The following is an 18,495-nucleotide window of genomic DNA, read 5'->3' on the forward strand; positions in this document are numbered from 1 at the left end:
GAGGCCGGCGAAAAAGTGGCACTTAGAACTTACTTTGAACAAGGTCGCCCCGTAGTCATCAATATGGTGTACTACTCATGTGGCGGTACTTGTAACGCTTTACTCACTGGTTCCTTCATGGTTCTCGACGAACTCGACTGGAAGCCCGGCGAACACTTTGAAATGCTCAACATTTCATTTGAACCAAAAGAAAATCACATTTTAGCTCAAGCTAAAAGAGCTAACTACCTCAAGCAATACAGCCTTCAAGGTACGGGCATCCACTTCCTCACAACGACTCAAGAAGTTGCTGATGAAATCACAAAAACTTTAGGCTTCAAATACAAATGGGTTCCCAGTAAAGAAAACCCTGATCAAGGAGATTATTCTCACCCCTCAGTTAGTCACGTGCTAACTGAAGAAGGAAAAATCTCACGCTACTTATACGGAATTTCTTTCCCCGCTCGCGATTACAAATTCGCTATTACGCGAACACTTCTGGGTTTATATATATTTAAACGACAGATTAAATGATCTATTCACTCACTTATAAAAGGAGAATTAAAGTTTGTTCTTAACACGCGGAACTAAAATAAATGACATTTCCTAATGCCCCGTTTCACAATTCCGCCAACAGTTTAATTGAGAGTTCAACATGCCGAAGGCATGGGGCAAATTAGGCTGCGGCTTGTAGGTAGGTACAACATCGTCTTGATCAGAGTTCATTTTTTAGATCCGTTTAAAATGATACATATTCGTTAAATATATGTAATGCATTAAATTTTTATTAGGTATTCTTTAGAATTCAAAAAATCAGCTGATCTTAACAGCAGATAGGCATTTTTTACCAAAATTCATCCGAGAGGGCTGATCAGGATTAAAATCCAATGATCGAGCTGAATAGCAGATAGTTAAGATTAAGCGCGGGCGCGCAGCGACTAGCGTTGGGATTCTTAAGGGGTGTTGCCACAAAGGCGGATAAAAACTATTGGCCCGTACGGCAGTACCTTGAGTAGGGTCTGGGACAAAACCCCAGATATAACGTTCAAAATTTAACCTGTCCCCATATCCCCCATATCCCATAACCTGTCCCCATATTGTAGAGTTTTCCCCTTCAAAATTTAACCTGTCCCCATATCCTGCATATTCCTGCGAATATAGCTCCAGAGAAAAAATTGCTTATCTTGAGGCATCCCAGTAAGTATCTGAGATATCATAATTTATAAATGGCAATGCACTAGTGCCGTCAGTTTTGATCAAGGTATTTAGAAAGTTGAACTTTTCTACATGGCCATCGGCCATGAGGTAGTTAGATTTTTGCTTAAGGTGTGGGAGTTTTACATTGATGTATTTATTGTAGTATGCATTGGCATGTCGAGTCGGTTGCCATCCATTTCCTAAAATATTCTCAGTGGATTGATTTTCAACTAAAGTTATTGTCCCAGAGGTATTGCCCATGCTACTGAGCTTTCTAGATATTGGTGTGCCACCGTTGGTTTTACCACCAACACCCTTATATTTAAGATAAATACCTGTTTCACCTAGTCCATCGCCAACCCTCATGTAAGTCATCGAGTAACTGCGAGTAGATGTATTTTTACTTTTACCATAGTATCTGATTCCAGGATCTGATGCACACGTGTAGGCTTGAGCATAATTATCACCATAAATAGTTTTTGGAAAAGTCGAACCACCTTTTGCTGCTCCTGAAAGTGAGTCTCTACCATCATAGCCGGCTAGGTGATCATCCCAGGTTACACGCCCTTTGTAACCATGGTTTGAGGTAGGCATGTAAAAATCATTGTCAGCTGTAAACATGATAAAAGAGATGCCCAGTTGTTTCATGGTACTCGCGCAGGATACTGATTTTGCCTTTTCTCTTGCATTGCTTAAAACTGGAATTAAGAAAGATGCGAGGATACCAATAATAGCTACTACCATTAAAAGCTCGATTAAAGTAAATTGTTTATTGTCAAGCCCTGAGCCCTGAGCCCTGAGCCCTGAGCCCTGAGCCCTGAGCCCTGAGCCTGAAGGAACGCGGTGTGTTTTGTCTTTTCTCATTATTTCACCTTTGTTTTAAAATTATAATATGTGTCATTAAAGTTAAACAGGGTAAAAAATGGAACATATCTAAGAAAAGGAAAAAAAGTTAAATATTGGGGACAGGAAATATTGGGTACAGGACACTTTTTTAATAACTAAAAGGCGGAAAGGGCAGGCCTTAGAAAAAGGCTGATCGTAAAAGGCGGAAAGGGAAGGCGGAAAGGGAAGGCGGAAAGGGAAGGCGGAAAGGAAGGCGGAAAGGGAAGGCGGAAAGGAAGGCGGAAAGGAAGGCGGGAAGGCGGAAAGGGCAGGCCTTAGAAAAAGGCTGATCGTAAAGAGTCTCAAATCGAGGCTCTTTTTCTGTATTTAAGGGGTCAAAATGGGTGTAAAAACTCAACTTTTTCTTTTAGCCGATTAAAAGCCCAGAGATCGAAGCAGAAACTTAGCCGAGATCGTATAAAGGCAGCTAAAAGAAAAACGACTCAATCAAGATGATTGTGAGGTCGTCCTGATTAAATCGAATATTTTTGGTTAATAACTGCGGATTTTCATCCATCCAGTCCGCGGGGGCTCCCCGCTCAGCCTGATCGTCGCCTTGGCTTGAGGGAATAAATATCATTCCATTCATCCTCAGTGTAAGGCTCATGAATTCTTTTCCATTTCATCTTGCCTGAGAACTTAGCCAGTTTCTCTCGAACGAAAGCCTCAGAGCCAATGACTAGGCATTTGGTGAAGAATCGACACTTGTGAATAAAGAGATCATCCCAGGCTAATTTCTCAGATAAATTGACTTCTCGGAAGAACTCCGCCAAGGTTTGCGAATCAGCATTCTTATACCGACGCAAGCCGAGCATATAAGCTCTAAAAACCTCCCTAAAATGCTTTCTCTTACTTTTTTCGTCCTCCGTCTCAATGTTACGACAAAAGAGATCAAAGAAGTCATTATCACAGTCTCCAACACTTCCACCAGCGAGGCGATCAGCATATCCACAGAAAAAGAAATCTTTTGGGTCAGTAACAATTCCAGCTCTAACTGGATTCAATGAGATGTACGCCATGACTCGAAGCAGAGAATCTGACTGAGCTGAAACCTCAATCATTTCCGAATCAAATCTCTGACCAAAGAGACGACCCCAAGACTGATGTTCTCGATTGAACCACTGAACAAATCTCTGCTCAAAGTTTCCAATAATAAACGAGATGTCATGAATTTGTTCTCTGAAATCATCCTTCTGCTCTGAGTTAATAAAATTGATTTCTTCGTTCTTCCTATAAAGCCGATAACGACTCAATAATTCCAAATCATCCATCTCAGAAGTTGGTGGGACTTTAATCAATAAATGAAAATGATTATCCATAAAAACATAATCAATCACCTGATAACTGAGCTTTGCCGAACCAGCAAATAACAGTTCCTTGAACTTATATTTCTCGACATCTTTGAATAACATGCGACCACCAGCAATACGATTAGTCACAAGATAATAAACTGCCTGATCCGAACAACTTTCCTTTACACGATTATGAGCCATAACTTTCTCCTTTCCAAAGTACAGAGAATATAAAACACCTCATCACCAAAAGCAAAAATTGATACCAATGCTCTGTTACCTACTGATGTTTGAATAAGCTTAAGGCTTAAAAAAAACATATCCCTCGGGTTTCTGCACCCTGTAAAACTCTATCACCTTCGAGGAGCATTTGACAGGATGTGCTATGCTCTCCCATAGATGTAAAAAATGGCAGTGCTTGTGAGCACTGTCATTTTTTTGAATCTGATCAGCTAGGGATTAACCCGTATTTTTCATAGCGGCTGCGATACCCGCAATGGTCGCCATGACTGCGTCTTCCAAGACGGGGTCGCCATCTTGGTTCTCTTTGTAGAGACGACGCATACACTCACCTTGAAGGTAGTTGAGGGTGTCGGCATAGGGGTTACGTACTTTAATTGATGCACGTAGTGCGACACGCTCTTCTTGAGTACTGAGACCCGCGACGACTTTCTGAGAAGTTTCTAAAGTCTGCTTCAATTTCGTTCTAAGCTCAAGGCCGAGCTCTTTGACGTCGTCATCTGCAAGAATTTCATCGTAATATTTAGCGACGCGGTGATCTGTCTTCACCATAACCATGTCAATCATATCCATGAGGAAGTAGAAGAAGGGCCAATCTTGAATCATTTCTTGAAGCTGATCGTGCTTACCATCTTCGAGAGCCACTTTGAGGGCTTCACCCACACCGAGCCAAGAAGGAAGCATTAAGCGAATCTGTGTCCATGCAAAAATCCAAGGGATTGCACGGAGTGATTCAATGCCACCACTCTTTTTACGTTTGGCAGGACGGCTACCAATATGAAGGCGACCGAGTTCTTGCTCAGGAGTTACCTGACGGAAGTATTTTACAAAATTTTCGCGCCCGCGAACGATATCGCGATACGCGTCACAAGAAATCACTGACATCTTGTCCATGAGTTCGCGCCACTCAGGTTTAGGCACTGGGGGCTTGGCAAGTGTGGCTTGAAGTACCGCCGTCACGTAGAGAAGAAGGTTATGACAAGCCACATCAATTGTTGAGTATTTAGCCTGAAGAACTTCGCCCTGCTCTGTCACACGCATGCGACCATCAACTGTTCCAGGAGGCTGCGACATGAGTGCATGCTCAACTGGACCGCCACCGCGACCCACTGAACCACCACGACCGTGGAAAAGTGTTAATTTGATACCGTGTTTTTCACTAACCTGGTGCAAAGCTTCTTGAGCCGTATACTGCGCCCAACTTGCGGCGAGTTTACCCGCATCTTTACCAGAATCTGAATACCCGATCATTACTTCTTGTTCGCCGTGACTGGCTCCTTTATACCAATCAATACCAAAGAGCGTATCCATGATCTCACCAGAATTCTCGAGGTCTTCAAGAGTTTCGAACAAAGGGGCGACGCGCAAAGGTTTTTTAACGCCACACTCTTTCTGAAGCAGGTGCACAGCTAAGACATCGGAAGCGGCTCTCGACATAGAAATGACATAAGCACCTAAAGCTTCTTCTGGCTGTTTGGCAATTGTTTTCACTGTATCAACAACTTCTTGGCAGTCGGCATCAAACTGAATATCTCTAGGTAAAAGTGGACGTTTGCTCTTTAACTCGCGAACGAGGAATTCTTGCTTCTTCGCTTCATCCCACTCATCGTAACTACCGAGTTCGAGGTGTTCCGTAATCGCGTTAATCACGTCGCTGTGACGAGTTGATTCTTGACGTACATCAAGTTTTAAAATATTGAGTCCAAAGCAACTTGCGCGACGAATGATTTTTAAAACACTCGCATCGGCCAGGTCTTTACCACTGCATTCAACGAGTGAACGGTGACAGATGTGAAGCGCGTCGAGGAACTCGTTGATATCTTCCATCAATGGCAACTGAGGCTCGTAAGATTTGCCTTCGAGCTGAGCTTGAGTCCATTTTTTAGTTTCGAGGAAACGTGCTCGGAAAGGTCTAAGGAAAACACGGTAAGGCTCGTGAACGTCACCGACGATGGCACGAAGCTCAGCACTACAATCAGTCTCTGAGATTCTTTGAATCGCTTTATTAACTTCTTTGTGATAGAGATCAGATGCGGTCCAGCGATTACGCAGGCAGACTTGCTCGGTTGTTTCGTGTGTTACATTCGGGTTACCATCGCGGTCTCCACCCATCCATGAAGCAAATTTAATTGGAGCTGCCCAAGTCGGGAGTTTTTCACCCGTAAAGCTCTCGACAATTGCATCGAGCTCAAGCATAAAGCGTGGTACTGCGTCCCACACCGTGTCTTCAATGATAGCGAGACCCCACTTGGCTTCTTCAAAAGGAGTCGGTCTGACACGGCGAATTTCATCTGATTCCCAAAGAGAAGTAATAAGAACCGCAATCCTGTTAATATTATCTTTTTGCTCAGAAGGCGTCATGCGGTAATTTTCTTTCTGATCGAGAAGAGTATTGATTTGCGCGTGCTTATGCAACCACGTTCTACGCTTCACTTCTGTTGGGTGAGCCGTCATCACCAACTCAATATTCATCCCTGCAATTGTATTGATAATTTCTTCTTTACTTCTGCCGTTAGCTAGAAGCTCTGGAATAATCTGCGTGAGTTTCGTTAAGTGTTTTGTGAGGGCGCCTTCTTCAAAGTCCTTCATATCACTCATGAAGTGGTGCGCTTCTGCGAGGTTAGCAAGGTTTAAGAACTGACCAAAAGCACGTACTAAGTTTTTAAGTTCTTCATTAGAAAGTCCGCGAATAAGATCTTTAAGTTCTTTATCTGCAGCTTCATCGTCGTTTTTGCGAGCACGCTTTGAGAGTAAACGAATGTTTTCAAGTTTGTCAAAAAATTCCTGACCTACCTGAGTTTTGATCGTATCTCCGAGAAGAGCGCCCAGCATTTTAATATCTTGTTTGAGAGGTGATTTTTGTTTCACAACAAGTCTCCTGGGTTTTATTTTTATAATTGCTCGTTATATAAGACCGATTATGCCTGCTTTCCAGATAGAATACATTTTTGTGACTTGCTTTTATGACTTATTTTTATAGAAGTGTAAAAACACACGATCTTTCACGTCGTAAATACTCGGCATTTCCATAAAAAAGGACGTGCAAAAGCACGTCCCCATAAAGCGTCTAAGCTTAAAAGCTAATTAATCATCACCACTTAAACTGATGACAATTTGTAAGATATACCAGAACATTGTCGCGAGTGAAGCGAAGAGTTCGAGAGAAGCACCGACATAATCATCTTCATTATACTCGTGAATGATATTAGAAGTACTATACAAAATACCCGCGCCAGAAAGGCCCACCATCGCGACTGAAAACCAAAGACCTAGATTAAAGCCCATCAAACTACCTGCAAAAATTGTGATTACCGCAAGTCCCATTCCCCACATGAGAAAGCCACGTAGAAAAGAAAAGTTTTTGCGCGTAACAAAAGCAATCCCCGTCAATGCAATGAAACCTGAAAGCGTTATCATAGCGGCTTTAAACACCAAACCACCATCAGGCACAACTTGCAGTGCATACATCATCAGTGGTAAGAAGAGGCAAGCATAAGCACCTGTATACAAAAATAGGCCTGCGTACTGAACGGGTTTACTCGCCGCTCTCGCCATAGATGTAGCAATCCATGAAACGACCATAAATCCTCCTAGAACCCATAACCATCCTGCCTGTAAAGCTCGAATCGCAATTTCACGAGCTTGCGGGCTGTCTAAGAGAAATGATTCAATCGCCATAAAGGCCATAACGGCACCAAATAGATTGATGTAGGTTTTTGTGATGAAACGCGCTCGGGCGTTTTCATCCATCAAGGATTGCTGTGTTGCTATATTTGATCTCATATTTTCTCCAAAATGTATCGAGTTAAATTATTTAAGTTTTTGTGCTAGGGCACGACATGACGGTTGCCCTGGTGCTGCGGGTTTATCTAAAAAACCATAGGTAAATTTTGAGCCTAATTTCGGCAAAGTAAATCGTGTCTCTAGCCCCTCTGGCCCCATGCCCATAAGCGCTAAGCTCGAGTTCGGGTGAGAAGTGAGGACATTTTCTAAAGTCGCACGGTCAGCTTCTTCATTGCAAAAAACGGCGAGCTTCACGATATCCACGCCCCAGTCCTCACCTTGCTTAATTAACTGAGCCATTTCGCTTTCACTTGGACATTGATCATAATTATGAAAAGAAGAGATAATGGTCATATTTTCGGGAAAGTCACTACGCTTTTGATAGGCAAATAAGTCACTTTTGAGTTCAATATCTGCGTAGGTCGCAATGTCAAAAAACTCTTTAAAAAACTCAAAGCGATGGGCGTCGTCAATTTGCCAAGTCCCACCTTCTTTATTTGTGCGAATCGTAATGAGAATCGGACGATGCTGACTCAGCTCTCGGGCTAAAGATTTCGCTTCATTCAAATCCATGTATTCATCAAAACGCAATTCAACTACGTCACAACCTTCTAATTTCGAGGGGTGTTCAGATAGATCACGTAGAGTGTCGAGAGATGAAATTGTGCCGACAATAAAAAATGAGTTCATATTTGAGTCCTAATTAAATTCACTCAAATATAGGCAAGTCAAGACGGGCGTCAACTCTAGCCACACGGAATTATACATTTCAGCGTAAATCTAAATCTTCGTTCATTCTTACGCCTATAGATTTTTTGTCACTACCTTTTAAATAACCTGCACTTAATTCTAACAAAGTGAAATCGCCTTTGCTAGCTTTTTTAAACTTTGGCTTCGCTAAAATACATTTATAAAAGTTACCGACTTTACCATCTGCTTCTTCTAAAGAATAAGTGGCGCCTTTGTGGCCTGCTGAAATAGAACCTGGTGCATACAATAGGCAATTCTTATAATCACCTTTTTTACTTTCTCTGTTAAACTGAATGAGTGCGTCCGAAGAATATATGATACAATTTTCAAACTCATAATCTGCATTACCGTTAATCACATATCGCAAGTCATATACAGGTTTCTTTAAAATTGAATTTTTAACATAAATATTTTTATTTTTCGCTCCACTAATACCCGAAAGTATAGAGTTGAAAATATTGATATTGTCACCCTCTTTTCTAGAAATTAATGGCCCTTTTATCATACAGTTAGTTATATTTACATCACTACCTTTATCATAAATGAGTACCCGACCAATTAAGATTATATTTTTAATTTGTACATTAGAAGATGCCACAATTAAATTTCCTTTAATAGTAACATTTTTTGTTCCAATAAGATTGACTTTTCTTCCTTCAATTTTTAAATCGCCTACATAATCTCCAGGTAAAACCCTAACCGTATTATATTTTTCTGAAAGTTGCTTATTAAAATATAAATTACTGTGTGAATTATTTATGAATACCCCTTCAGACACACCCGTTTCAGTCAATTCATTAAACTGATTTAACAAGCTTACGTAATAATCATTACCGCCTTTGAAATCTACTCTCTTAGAATACAATTTAAACAATTGTCTCAACTGATGTGAAAAAGCAATTAAGTCATCACTGACTAAACTCTTAGTTTCTTTGCTTAAATAAGGGTAATCATACATTTCAAAAAGTCTTTCCATCTCCTCATTAGCCAAATTAACCAAGCGATCCTTTAACTCCAAGCTAAGGATGTCACCATAACTTTTCCTGTAACTTTCTAAAGACTTATCGGCAGAGATTAAATCGTCTCTATACACATAAAAAATTGTAGTTAGAAATGCTTTAGTTGATTCATCGTCACCATAAGCAATCCACTTTTGCAATTCTTCTCCTTTCAATTCTTCTATACTGTAGGTCTTCTTAATAACACCCTTGGAGTGATTTAAGTTCACCTCAACGGTTAAATTATCTAAATCGCAAGAAATTATGCTTGCGTTAAAATCGCTTCCATTAAAATTAACTGAGATTTGAACATTATCTTGAGTTGCCAAAGTAGTTATAATTTCTGTATTTATTGTCTCTATACTTGATTTTTCAACGAGTTTTGAAAAACTGAGCAAATCTACTGAGTCATGTAAGGGTAATAATTCTTTCATGCCTGCACTAGCTAATTTATGTTCCTTTGCAAAGAGGTTTTCTACTATCACATTCAGTTTTTCTCGTAAATCAACTTCAATTAAACTTTTCGCAAGATCTTGTTTATGCTTATCTATTAGCTCTTTTTGTTTGATTTTATTTTTTAATTCGATAAGCAACTCTTCTCTAATTTTCAAAGTTTCTTGAGCAAATGGCCCTTCATAATTAGTATAAATTTCTAAAGCTTCATTGTATTCCCTGTTAAAAACAGCTGTACCTACTTCTGATTTTAAATTAATAATGATTCTTCTTTGCTCAGCTAACTTCGCCTTGTTTATTTCCTTAGCTATCTTTTTTAATTCTACCTTCTGCTTTTGATTTGCTTGGCCTAAATCTTGAAGCAATTGTTTATCGAGCTTAACAAAATCAGGCTCAGCTTTTCTAATTTCAATTAGATAGAATTTTTTGTTTAATGTAAACTCAGGCTGTTTTTTTGACGAATTAATTATTTCATCTAATTCTTCATTTTGATTCTCCTCAATGACTAGTTTTTTTTCATTTTCAACAATCAATGGCGCCACCTGTTTTTCTTCAGGCATATTAGTAAAAACCAAGTATGTTAAACTAATTGCTAAAACTATAAACATCCCTATAAAAAGCGGCTCCCTAGATTTTTCACTTGCTTGGTTTTGTACTCTGCCATTTACACGCTCAATTTTGGTAGGTGAAACATGAGCTTTAATTCGTCTGCGTTTAACACGCTTTTTGTCATTAAGCTTTTCACTCAAATCGATGGGAATATCTAAAGCAGTTTGAGTCGCCATTCTTCGACGAACGGTATTAGCACTCATAGGTGCATTAAGATTTTTAGATTTAAAATCACCTAAGGGATTGAGTAGATTAATAACTTTTTTATTATATAAGTCTTTCTTATATAAATCGGTTTTTTCACCTTCCATTTGATTAAGGTTTTGATGATTTTTCGCAGAAAAATAAATCTCTAATTGCTGCCTAAATTCTTTAAAACTTTGCGGTCTATTTTCTGGATCATTTTCGGTGATAGACTTAAATATTTTAAGGAAACCTTGATCAAGCTCAGTTTCGACTGATTGGGGAAACACAAGATTGTTGTAGTCGACACCTTCACCATCTGAAGATACACATGGCGTTGTTCCAACAATCATATAATACAGAATCATACCTAATGAGTATATATCACTAGCTTGAGTTGGATAATCTTTACCTCTAGCTAATTCAGGGCTCAAGTAATAAACATCAAAAAAATGAACTTCTGATTTTGCAAAAGATTTTTCACTCATCAGCTGTGGTGCGACACCAAAGCCTTGATAGCGTACTTTCCCTTTGCTTGAAATAAAAATATTATTTGGATTTAAATTAAAATGACCGTTTGAAATATTTTTGACACCTTCCTCCAAAGATTTTACCAACTCATAAATAAGATCCAATGCCTGATCAGAAGCCCAGATATACCCATAATCTACAAGTTGCTCGATACTTTCAAGTTTTCTAAACGGCATAACTTGGTACAAATATTTATCCGATAAGCCTGTGTCAATAATCAACATGTGATTTTCACCTGCCATGAAAGACACTGCGCCAACTAATTCAATAAACTCTTTGGGATTACTAATCAGATTTGTTAAGGTCTTGTCATAAATTCTAAGTAACTTCAAATCATCATTATTTAAATCTTTACAGATATAAGTAGAACTATAGCCATCATCATTTGTTTTGTAAAGAGTTTGATATTTCCCCGCAATACGGACGCCTTCTTCCATACGGCCTTCGCGAAGTTCGATATCTGCTCCACATTTGACGCATTTAAAACGATCAACGTGAATCGTACCCTCAAGGTCCATCACGTGTTCACAGCTATTACATGTAAGTTTGAATTTCATATTACGGCTCAATTATTTATGTATCTTATATTATAAAACAAGTTGTATTAAAACTTGCGTCATAAAAATTATTAATTTTGTGTTAATACTCTATTTGCTTGTCAACCCCCAATTAACTGTGGTCTAAGAAGTTAATTATTTAATTTCGACAAGTTTTCTGATAAAGATCTTAGTTGAATAGCCTTACTAATAGCTACAGAGTTATCAAAACTCACATCAGCGGGTCGTTCAGCAGCCATTTTTACATCTTTTTGAAGACAGGGTTTAATAAAATATTTGGGAAGAGAAAAAGCTTCAGCAATCAGTAAACCCATTTCATAGCGACTTTCACGTAATGGGCCACCCAAATGAACGAGACCTAATTCTAAAGAACTCACCTTCATTAAAGCTTTCGAAGCACAATTAACGTGTGCTGCTGAGCGGTACTCATCAGTAAACAAGCCGACCTGCTCCCGATTCTTCAGTTTTTCTTTGATCCCATAAACCATCGATCTCTTGTTATCTGCCGTGCTGTACATCAAGGGCATACGGCAAATACTCGCAGAATCGTTCCCTTTCATAACTTCCTCGGCCATCAATTTATGCTCAGCATAACGACTCAAAGGGTTCACTTCATCCTCTTCGGAATAATTGCCTTTCCTACCATCAAAAACGAGATCTGTTGAAGTGAAGAGTAATTTAATACCACGCTCGGCGCAAAGTTCCGAGAGTAATCGACTCGCCAAAAAATTAATTTCTTCTGATAACTTGGCTTCACGGTCACAAGTATTGGGATCGCTTAAAGCTGCTAAATGAAAAACTTTGCTAGGTCTCACTCTATCTAATACAGATTTCACTTCACTGAGTTTGCGAAGATCGCAACGCCCCGTTTTGTGGCTCGAACTTGTTGCTGAAGAATTAAAATACGTTCCATAAACCTCATAATCTTCACTTAAAACATTCGCTAATTCCGTCCCTAAAAAGCCGTGAATCCCAGTAATTAATACTTTTTCTTTCATCTACTTACATAACCTTAATCATTTTCTAGAAAAATAAGATGAAATAGCCACAAAACACTTCAAATAAATTCACTTTCTCTAAGTAAAGTCTTAATTTCTCTCAAACTAAACGGAGATCTCCACCCATGAAACAATTTCTATCCCTTTTATTTATCACTTTCTTCACAACATATGCCACTGATATGCCATCCGAACCCTTTATCGTTAGCACTGGTAATGCCGAAATCAATATTAAGCCTGATCTCGCAAATATCAGTTTTAGACTACAGATCACAGAAGAGGAGTCTGAAGAAGCTATGGAAAAGTTTGGCCTACGCTCAGAGGATATAAAAATCTTTCTTACTAAATATCAAATACCTGGCCAAGACATCACGGCCTCAGAACTCAACAAAGAAGCGATTCGCAACTACAATAAAAGTAAACTTTCGAGCTCTTCAGCTCACCAAATTGCTGCTTACCGCTTCTCACGCAGCTATACCGTAACACTTAAGAAACTTGAAATCTATCCTGAATTTATGAGTGATTTGCTCAAGCTCAATAATGTTTATAGCAGTCGCAGTACTTTCAATAGTTCGAAACGCGAAGAGCTAGAAAAACAACTCATGAAAGATGCCATGAGTTCAGCTCGTAATAAAGCTCGAACCATGGCGGAAATTGCTGGCGCTAGCATTAAAGGTGTCTATGCTATTTCAGACACAGGACTTAATGATCTAGGTGCTCGCTTTATCTTATCACAATACCCTCATCCTATGCATGAGGATTTTTCTTTTAATGATAAAGCTGGTTTTGCTAGAGCTAGCAGCGCATCTGCGCGCTTGAAGAATTCGATTGAGATCCCCAAAACTCTCAAAATCACGGCTAAGATCAACGCCATATTTTCTCTGCTGAATTGAATTTATTTTTAATAAAATTTAGCCATGTCCTTATAGTTTTCTTGATTTCCTTATTTTTTTGTCTTACGCTAATAATTCATACAAAGAATTAAGTACTCTAGGAGGAGTTAATGGCCCAATTTTTAAATCATGATGATTTATCATTTCACTTTCACCGTTTGATGACTCAAGCACAAAAAAAATTAATCCTCGTCACCCCCGTTCTTAAGTTCAATAAGAAATTCAAACAGCTCTTGGAAATAAAAAATAATTCTGCTGCTAAAATCAAGGTCATATATGGCATCAGCCGTTTGAGTAATGATGAAATGAAATTCTTAAAGAATCTAGAATTTGTTCACAATAGTGTCTGTAATGACTTACATGCCAGTATCTTCCTGAATGAACATAAATGTATAATTGGTGGCTTAAACCTTCATGAATTTTATACTCCTGAGAAAGGGGCACTCGGCGTACTACTAAATGCAAAGCAAGATGCTGACGCTTACCAAAACGCCTATCAACACGCCTTAGAATTAACAAAAATAAGCAGCACTGTAACTATTGCCTTTGCTCGTACCTTTTCATAAATTAAACTCTAAAACTAAAAAGCCCCGCAAGTTAACTTGCGGGGCTTTTTATTGATCTTTTAAAAAGGACTACTTATTATTTTCGCCATTTTTTAAGACAATCAATGAATAGTTTTGATTATCGTTGATCGGGTCGAGTTCAACAACCGTGTGACCATCTTTCTTAAGTGAGCTTGGCACTTGACGGAAAGAATCACCTGTATCAATAATCATCGCAAGTTCTTTACCATCTTCAAGACCATTGAGAACTAATTTAGCCTTCACATAGTTCATTGGACATTCAATACCACGAAGGTCTAAGAAAGGACGTCCCTCTTTAACTTCTTCAGTATTGAGGAAAGGTTCGCAAGCTGCTTTATCTTTATTGTAGGCGGCGAGGAAGTCATTTACGAATAGCTCAGCTGCTTGAAGGAATTCTGCGGCATAAGCAAAAGTAACTTCTGCAGGTGCATCTTCTCTCAAGATTGCTTTCGGATCAGGAGTCACAGTGTTTGTAGTGAAGAACTCAACATACTTGTCGAAAGCTTCTTTATAATCAGCGACTTTCTCACCAGCTTGCATAAGCGCTGCATCAAAAGCGTGACGCATAGCTTCTTGCGAGTTGAAGATAACGTCTGCGAAGAATTCTTGATCGAAAACTTTACGCGCCATTGTGATGTAGTTGTGAGCGTCATCAAGTGATTCGCCTACGAGGTTAAGAACACCACCAGCACATTCACCGGCACCAACTGCTGGAGAGTACTCGTCGCCTTCCGCTTGGTGATAGTCAGCGTAAACATCTGGGTTTTCATCATAGGCGTCAACTGCATCAAAAGGCTTAATAACTGGCTTGAGTTCTTTCACATCAACTTGTACCAACCAATCTTCGAGACTTAAGTCAGAGTTCTGTGCTTTGTAGTGATCGATAACGGCACGTACAGCTTCTGGAGCTTTCTTAGCCGCAACTCGGCCTACGCGACGAGCCATCTCGCGACGACCAAATCCAACACCGCCACCAATTTGCATCATGGCACATGGTACAGCTTTATCGCCGAGAACACGACTTGAACCATTGAAACCAATGGACGCTACTGAGTGACGACCACAACCATTGTGGCAACCAGAAATATTGATACGAACTTTGTCACCCACTTCAGCGATATCAGCTTCGTCTTTAAAAGACTCGTTAAGTGCTTCAGCTAAACCTTTCGAAGAAGTTACCGAAAGGTTACAAGTTGAGCGACCTGGGCAAGCTACCACGTTAGTAATGTGGTGGAATTGAGAGTTTGCGTAACCCGCAGCTTTCAATTCAGCATAAATGCCTGCAACATTTTCAAGTTTCACATCTGTAAGAACGATATTTTGACTCGGTAATGTACGGATTTCGCCAGAACCAAATTTGTCCGCAATATCAGAAAGTGTACGAGCTTGCTCAGAAGTAAAGTCACCAAGATCAACTCTCACTTGAATAGTATAGAGGTCTTCAACATTCTGTGGGCGAACGCAGTTCTTAACCCATTCAGCATCATCAACGAGTGAGCCAACTTTGCTTACGTCAGCAGAGTCTTGTGGTAATTCGAGCTCGCCTTCTTCGAAAGAAAGGACAAGTGACTGACCATACTCAGATTCTTTAATACGGTTAAACTCAGCTTTATAGGCTTCGATGAATTTCTCGAGGCCCCATGTGTGCTTAATGAATTTCATACGAGCTTTATTGCGGTTTTCGCGATTGCCGTGCTCGTTAAAAATACGCATGAAAGCCGTCGCACAGATAAGTGCGTCTTCTACTGGGAGATCTTCATCAACTAAATCAGCACCGATTGGACGACCACCAAGGCCACCACCAGCGTAGACATTAAATTTGTAAGAACCATCTTCAATTTTTGAAGCAATAAAACCAACATCATGCATGAATGAGTGGCCATTGTCTTCCGCTTCGTTACCGGAAAAAGTCATTTTAAACTTACGTGGGAAGTTCTGTGCATAAGGGTTACGGAGTGAGTGCTCAACGACGCGCTTAGCTACTGGAACAACATCGAAAAGCTGACCTGCACCAGTAGAGGCAAATGGATCAGCAGTGACGTTACGGATTGTGTTACCACAACCTTCACGAGAAGTAAGACCGACTTCAGTCAAATCTTTGACAAACTCAGGTGTATTAGCGAATGGTACATAGTGCATCTGAATTGCAGAACGAGTTGTTATATGTAAAACAGAATTAGAGTGCTTTTCAGCCATACTCGCCAATTGACGAACTTGCTTAGAGTTGGTGATCCCGTAAGGAACCTTAACTCGAATCATTTGTACTTCTGGTTGGCGTTGACCATAAATACCCTGCCATAAGCGACGCTTTTGCCAAGCATCCATGCTCATGTCGCCTTTTTCGTAGTTCTCTTTTTTTCCTTTGAACTCTACGAGTTCTTCTTGTACTTCGTCAGAAAGTTCAAATTCTAGTACTCTAGACATATGTTTATCCTTGCTTATTTCTCTTTAAATTCGCAAGGAAAATAAGGCAGCTTCACAATAAATACATACCAACTTTACACTTTTTGTAGAATTTAAGTCAACTTTAAGCGTATTTGAGTTCAAGGCGGGAAATGGATTTAGAAAATATTGGTAAATTCAGGATCTCTCAATCTTCATAAAGTCTATGGAATAAGGTCTTTTATGACTTCAAATACTTTTTTTCCGCCCTGATAAACTTTTTTGAACGTCCCTGGCGCTTCATGTGAAAACTTTGACTTGTCTTCATAGTCAGTATTGAGCATACGCGAGTCGATATGAAGTTCCTGCAAATAAACATCAACCCCCTTGTGATAATAAAAGTAGGAATGTCCTGGGGCATACACCCCCACAACCCCCACTGGCAAGCCCAGTTTCCCTGCCTTTTGACTTAAGGTATAACACTGTTTAAGAACAGAGTCATTATATCCATCTTCTGCGACTCGTATTTTATATTTTATATCAGGGAAAATTATTCTCTCGCTTAAATCTCCACTCATCGGTTCATCTGCGAGACATAGTACAAAAATGCCTGCTTCATCGTATTGAGAGAACTCGGAGCCGATTAAATAACCACTGAATTTAACGAGTTTATTTGTGTATTTTTCTGGTTTATCAACTAAGTCTTTAATCTCAACTTGAATGGCCTCAGCATCAATTCGTTCAATCGTCTCTGAACTGGAACAGCTCATTAGAAACAGAACAAAAATAAATGTCAATAAATATTTCATCATTCTTTCACTCCTTCCATCCATTCATAGAGGTCAGAAGCTTTGATTTCTGATGAACTTTTATCATCAAAAGGAAACAACATCCCAAACCCATCAACTTCAAATGAGTTAAGTTTTAGCCAAAGTACACCCACTTGTTCCCTTAAATTACTTTTAAGTAATGTTCCAGTAATCGTCACTGGGATATTACCTGGAACCTGTTGCAATTTCTTGCTACAACGCTCAAGGTGACTGCGATTATAGCCTAAGTAAGCACACTGCAAGGCTGGCCCAACTTTCAAAGCGTAGTTCACTGCCGTCTTATCAAGTTCAACCGCAAGTTCTTTAAAGCCGAGATGAAGTGTTTTATTCCCCTGTCCTACCAAAGTTAAGGCCTCAGCCAGAGCTAAGCTCATATCCGCTTGAGTCGTTTTTCCTTCTTGACGTCGATACCACGCATGAGCTCGAATCATACTTGCTTGAGTTAGAATCGCATAAGATTTCTTAAGACTTAAGCGATTTTCATAGTCAAAGGAGTGCAAGCCCTTGGTTAAAAGAATTTGCGAAGTCTGCAATTGCTTAGACAGGCGCAATAAAATCCTTCCGCCACTCAATAAAGCTTCTTCAAACTCCTCACATTTTTTTTGTACTTTTTCATCTTTCAAATCTTCTTCATTCCCTTTTTTTGCTGCAGCTTCCAATGCGAAAAAGGCATCACCAAGTTGTTCAAAAGCCTTGGCAATCTGATCGACACCTGAAGATAAGGAATCTTTACCCAAGCCACTCAATACGTAACCCATGGCTTTAATCTCTTGGGAAGCCGCCTTAAAATCATGCGCCATATTCACCATTTTTTTACTTGCTTCCGGACGAATATAGAGATCCACGTCTTTGTGACTGGTAAAACCCTTGTCAGCCTCCTGAAGACGAGTGATAAAAGTATACTTTTCTGCATCATAACGAATTTGCGCCCATTCATCAATGCGCTCTTCGGGTATAAATTTAAAACTCACTAAATGAGAATGCTTCCCAAGTTTTTTAAACTCAACAGCGTCGAGCATTCCCTTTAAAGACAATGTCTGATTGAGGTAAACATCGGGATTTTCTAAGACACTTCCCAAAACAGATTTTTCCGCTTTTTCAGCCAATTCTGCTTTTTCTTCTATCTTTACATCGTCAGCTTTTTCAATCTCCTCCAATTCACTTGGCTCATTATTTGAGGCGCAAGAAAACAAGATTAAACTAAGTAAAATATAGTTAATGATGCGAAATATCATTGTAGTCTCCAAAAAAGTATATAAGTGAATATAAGTTATGCGCTTCTGTTTATCTACTTTTTCATCCTTAATGACTAAATTTCGTTATTTTATGGTTAAGCTCATAATTTTGT

At 39.5% G+C, this 18,495-nt stretch carries 13 protein-coding genes; 3 read left to right on the forward strand and 10 right to left on the reverse strand.

Annotated elements, in window-relative coordinates:
- Positions 1–513, forward strand: a 513-nt coding sequence (locus tag LNTAR_RS22915) for an SCO family protein (protein ID WP_007281163.1), incomplete at its 5' end; no start/stop codon positions are given.
- A 645-nt stretch (positions 514–1,158) separates the two neighbouring features.
- Here the strand turns inward: LNTAR_RS22915 and LNTAR_RS26315 are convergent.
- The 7 genes from LNTAR_RS26315 to LNTAR_RS22955 form a co-directional block, all read right to left on the reverse strand.
- Positions 1,159–2,040 carry a type II secretion system protein gene (locus LNTAR_RS26315; protein ID WP_007281164.1) on the reverse strand — a complete coding sequence of 294 codons (882 nt, stop codon included), beginning with the start codon at positions 2,038–2,040 and terminating at the stop codon, positions 1,159–1,161.
- 560 nt (positions 2,041–2,600) lie between these two features.
- A complete protein-coding gene (locus LNTAR_RS22930) occupies positions 2,601–3,554 on the reverse strand; it encodes a transposase (protein ID WP_007281165.1) in 954 nt (317 codons plus the stop codon).
- Positions 3,555–3,812: 258 nt separating this feature from the next.
- A complete protein-coding gene (gene ppc / locus LNTAR_RS22935; RefSeq protein WP_007281166.1) occupies positions 3,813–6,461 on the reverse strand; it encodes a phosphoenolpyruvate carboxylase in 2,649 nt (882 codons plus the stop codon).
- Between the two features lie 216 nt (positions 6,462–6,677).
- Positions 6,678–7,376, reverse strand: a complete 699-nt coding sequence (locus LNTAR_RS22940) for a Bax inhibitor-1/YccA family protein (protein WP_040915659.1) — start codon at positions 7,374–7,376, stop codon at positions 6,678–6,680.
- A gap of 27 nt (positions 7,377–7,403) precedes the next feature.
- A complete protein-coding gene (locus tag LNTAR_RS22945) occupies positions 7,404–8,066 on the reverse strand; it encodes a type I 3-dehydroquinate dehydratase (RefSeq protein ID WP_007281168.1) in 663 nt (220 codons plus the stop codon).
- Positions 8,067–8,145: 79 nt separating this feature from the next.
- A complete protein-coding gene (locus tag LNTAR_RS22950; protein ID WP_007281169.1) occupies positions 8,146–11,457 on the reverse strand; it encodes a protein kinase domain-containing protein in 3,312 nt (1,103 codons plus the stop codon).
- 131 nt (positions 11,458–11,588) lie between these two features.
- Positions 11,589–12,455, reverse strand: coding sequence for an SDR family oxidoreductase (locus LNTAR_RS22955; RefSeq protein ID WP_007281170.1), 867 nt, complete (start codon positions 12,453–12,455; stop codon positions 11,589–11,591).
- 125 nt (positions 12,456–12,580) lie between these two features.
- Here LNTAR_RS22955 and LNTAR_RS22960 point away from each other — a divergent pair, with 125 nt between their 5' ends.
- Both LNTAR_RS22960 and LNTAR_RS22965 read left to right on the forward strand, forming a co-directional pair.
- Entirely contained in the window at positions 12,581–13,348 is a 768-nt protein-coding gene (locus LNTAR_RS22960; protein WP_007281171.1) for an SIMPL domain-containing protein, read from the forward strand.
- A gap of 110 nt (positions 13,349–13,458) precedes the next feature.
- Positions 13,459–13,914 carry a phospholipase D family protein gene (locus LNTAR_RS22965; protein ID WP_007281172.1) on the forward strand — a complete coding sequence of 152 codons (456 nt, stop codon included), beginning with the start codon at positions 13,459–13,461 and terminating at the stop codon, positions 13,912–13,914.
- Between the two features lie 69 nt (positions 13,915–13,983).
- Here the strand turns inward: LNTAR_RS22965 and LNTAR_RS22970 are convergent, their stop codons facing one another.
- The 3 genes from LNTAR_RS22970 to LNTAR_RS22980 all read right to left on the reverse strand — a co-directional run bounded on the left by LNTAR_RS22970 (position 13,984) and on the right by LNTAR_RS22980 (position 18,382).
- Entirely contained in the window at positions 13,984–16,359 is a 2,376-nt protein-coding gene (locus tag LNTAR_RS22970) for a sulfurtransferase TusA family protein (protein WP_007281173.1), read from the reverse strand.
- 182 nt (positions 16,360–16,541) lie between these two features.
- Positions 16,542–17,129 (reverse strand): hypothetical protein, encoded by a 588-nt coding sequence (locus LNTAR_RS22975; RefSeq protein WP_007281174.1) that lies wholly within the window; start codon positions 17,127–17,129, stop codon positions 16,542–16,544.
- On the reverse strand, positions 17,126–18,382 hold the full coding sequence (locus LNTAR_RS22980) for a hypothetical protein (protein WP_007281175.1): 1,257 nt from the start codon (positions 18,380–18,382) through the stop codon (positions 17,126–17,128). Before LNTAR_RS22980 ends, LNTAR_RS22975 begins: the two co-directional genes overlap by 4 nt.
- Positions 18,383–18,495: the final 113 nt, after the last annotated feature.

Source organism: Lentisphaera araneosa HTCC2155 (assembly GCF_000170755.1).
GTDB lineage: Bacteria > Verrucomicrobiota > Lentisphaeria > Lentisphaerales > Lentisphaeraceae > Lentisphaera > Lentisphaera araneosa.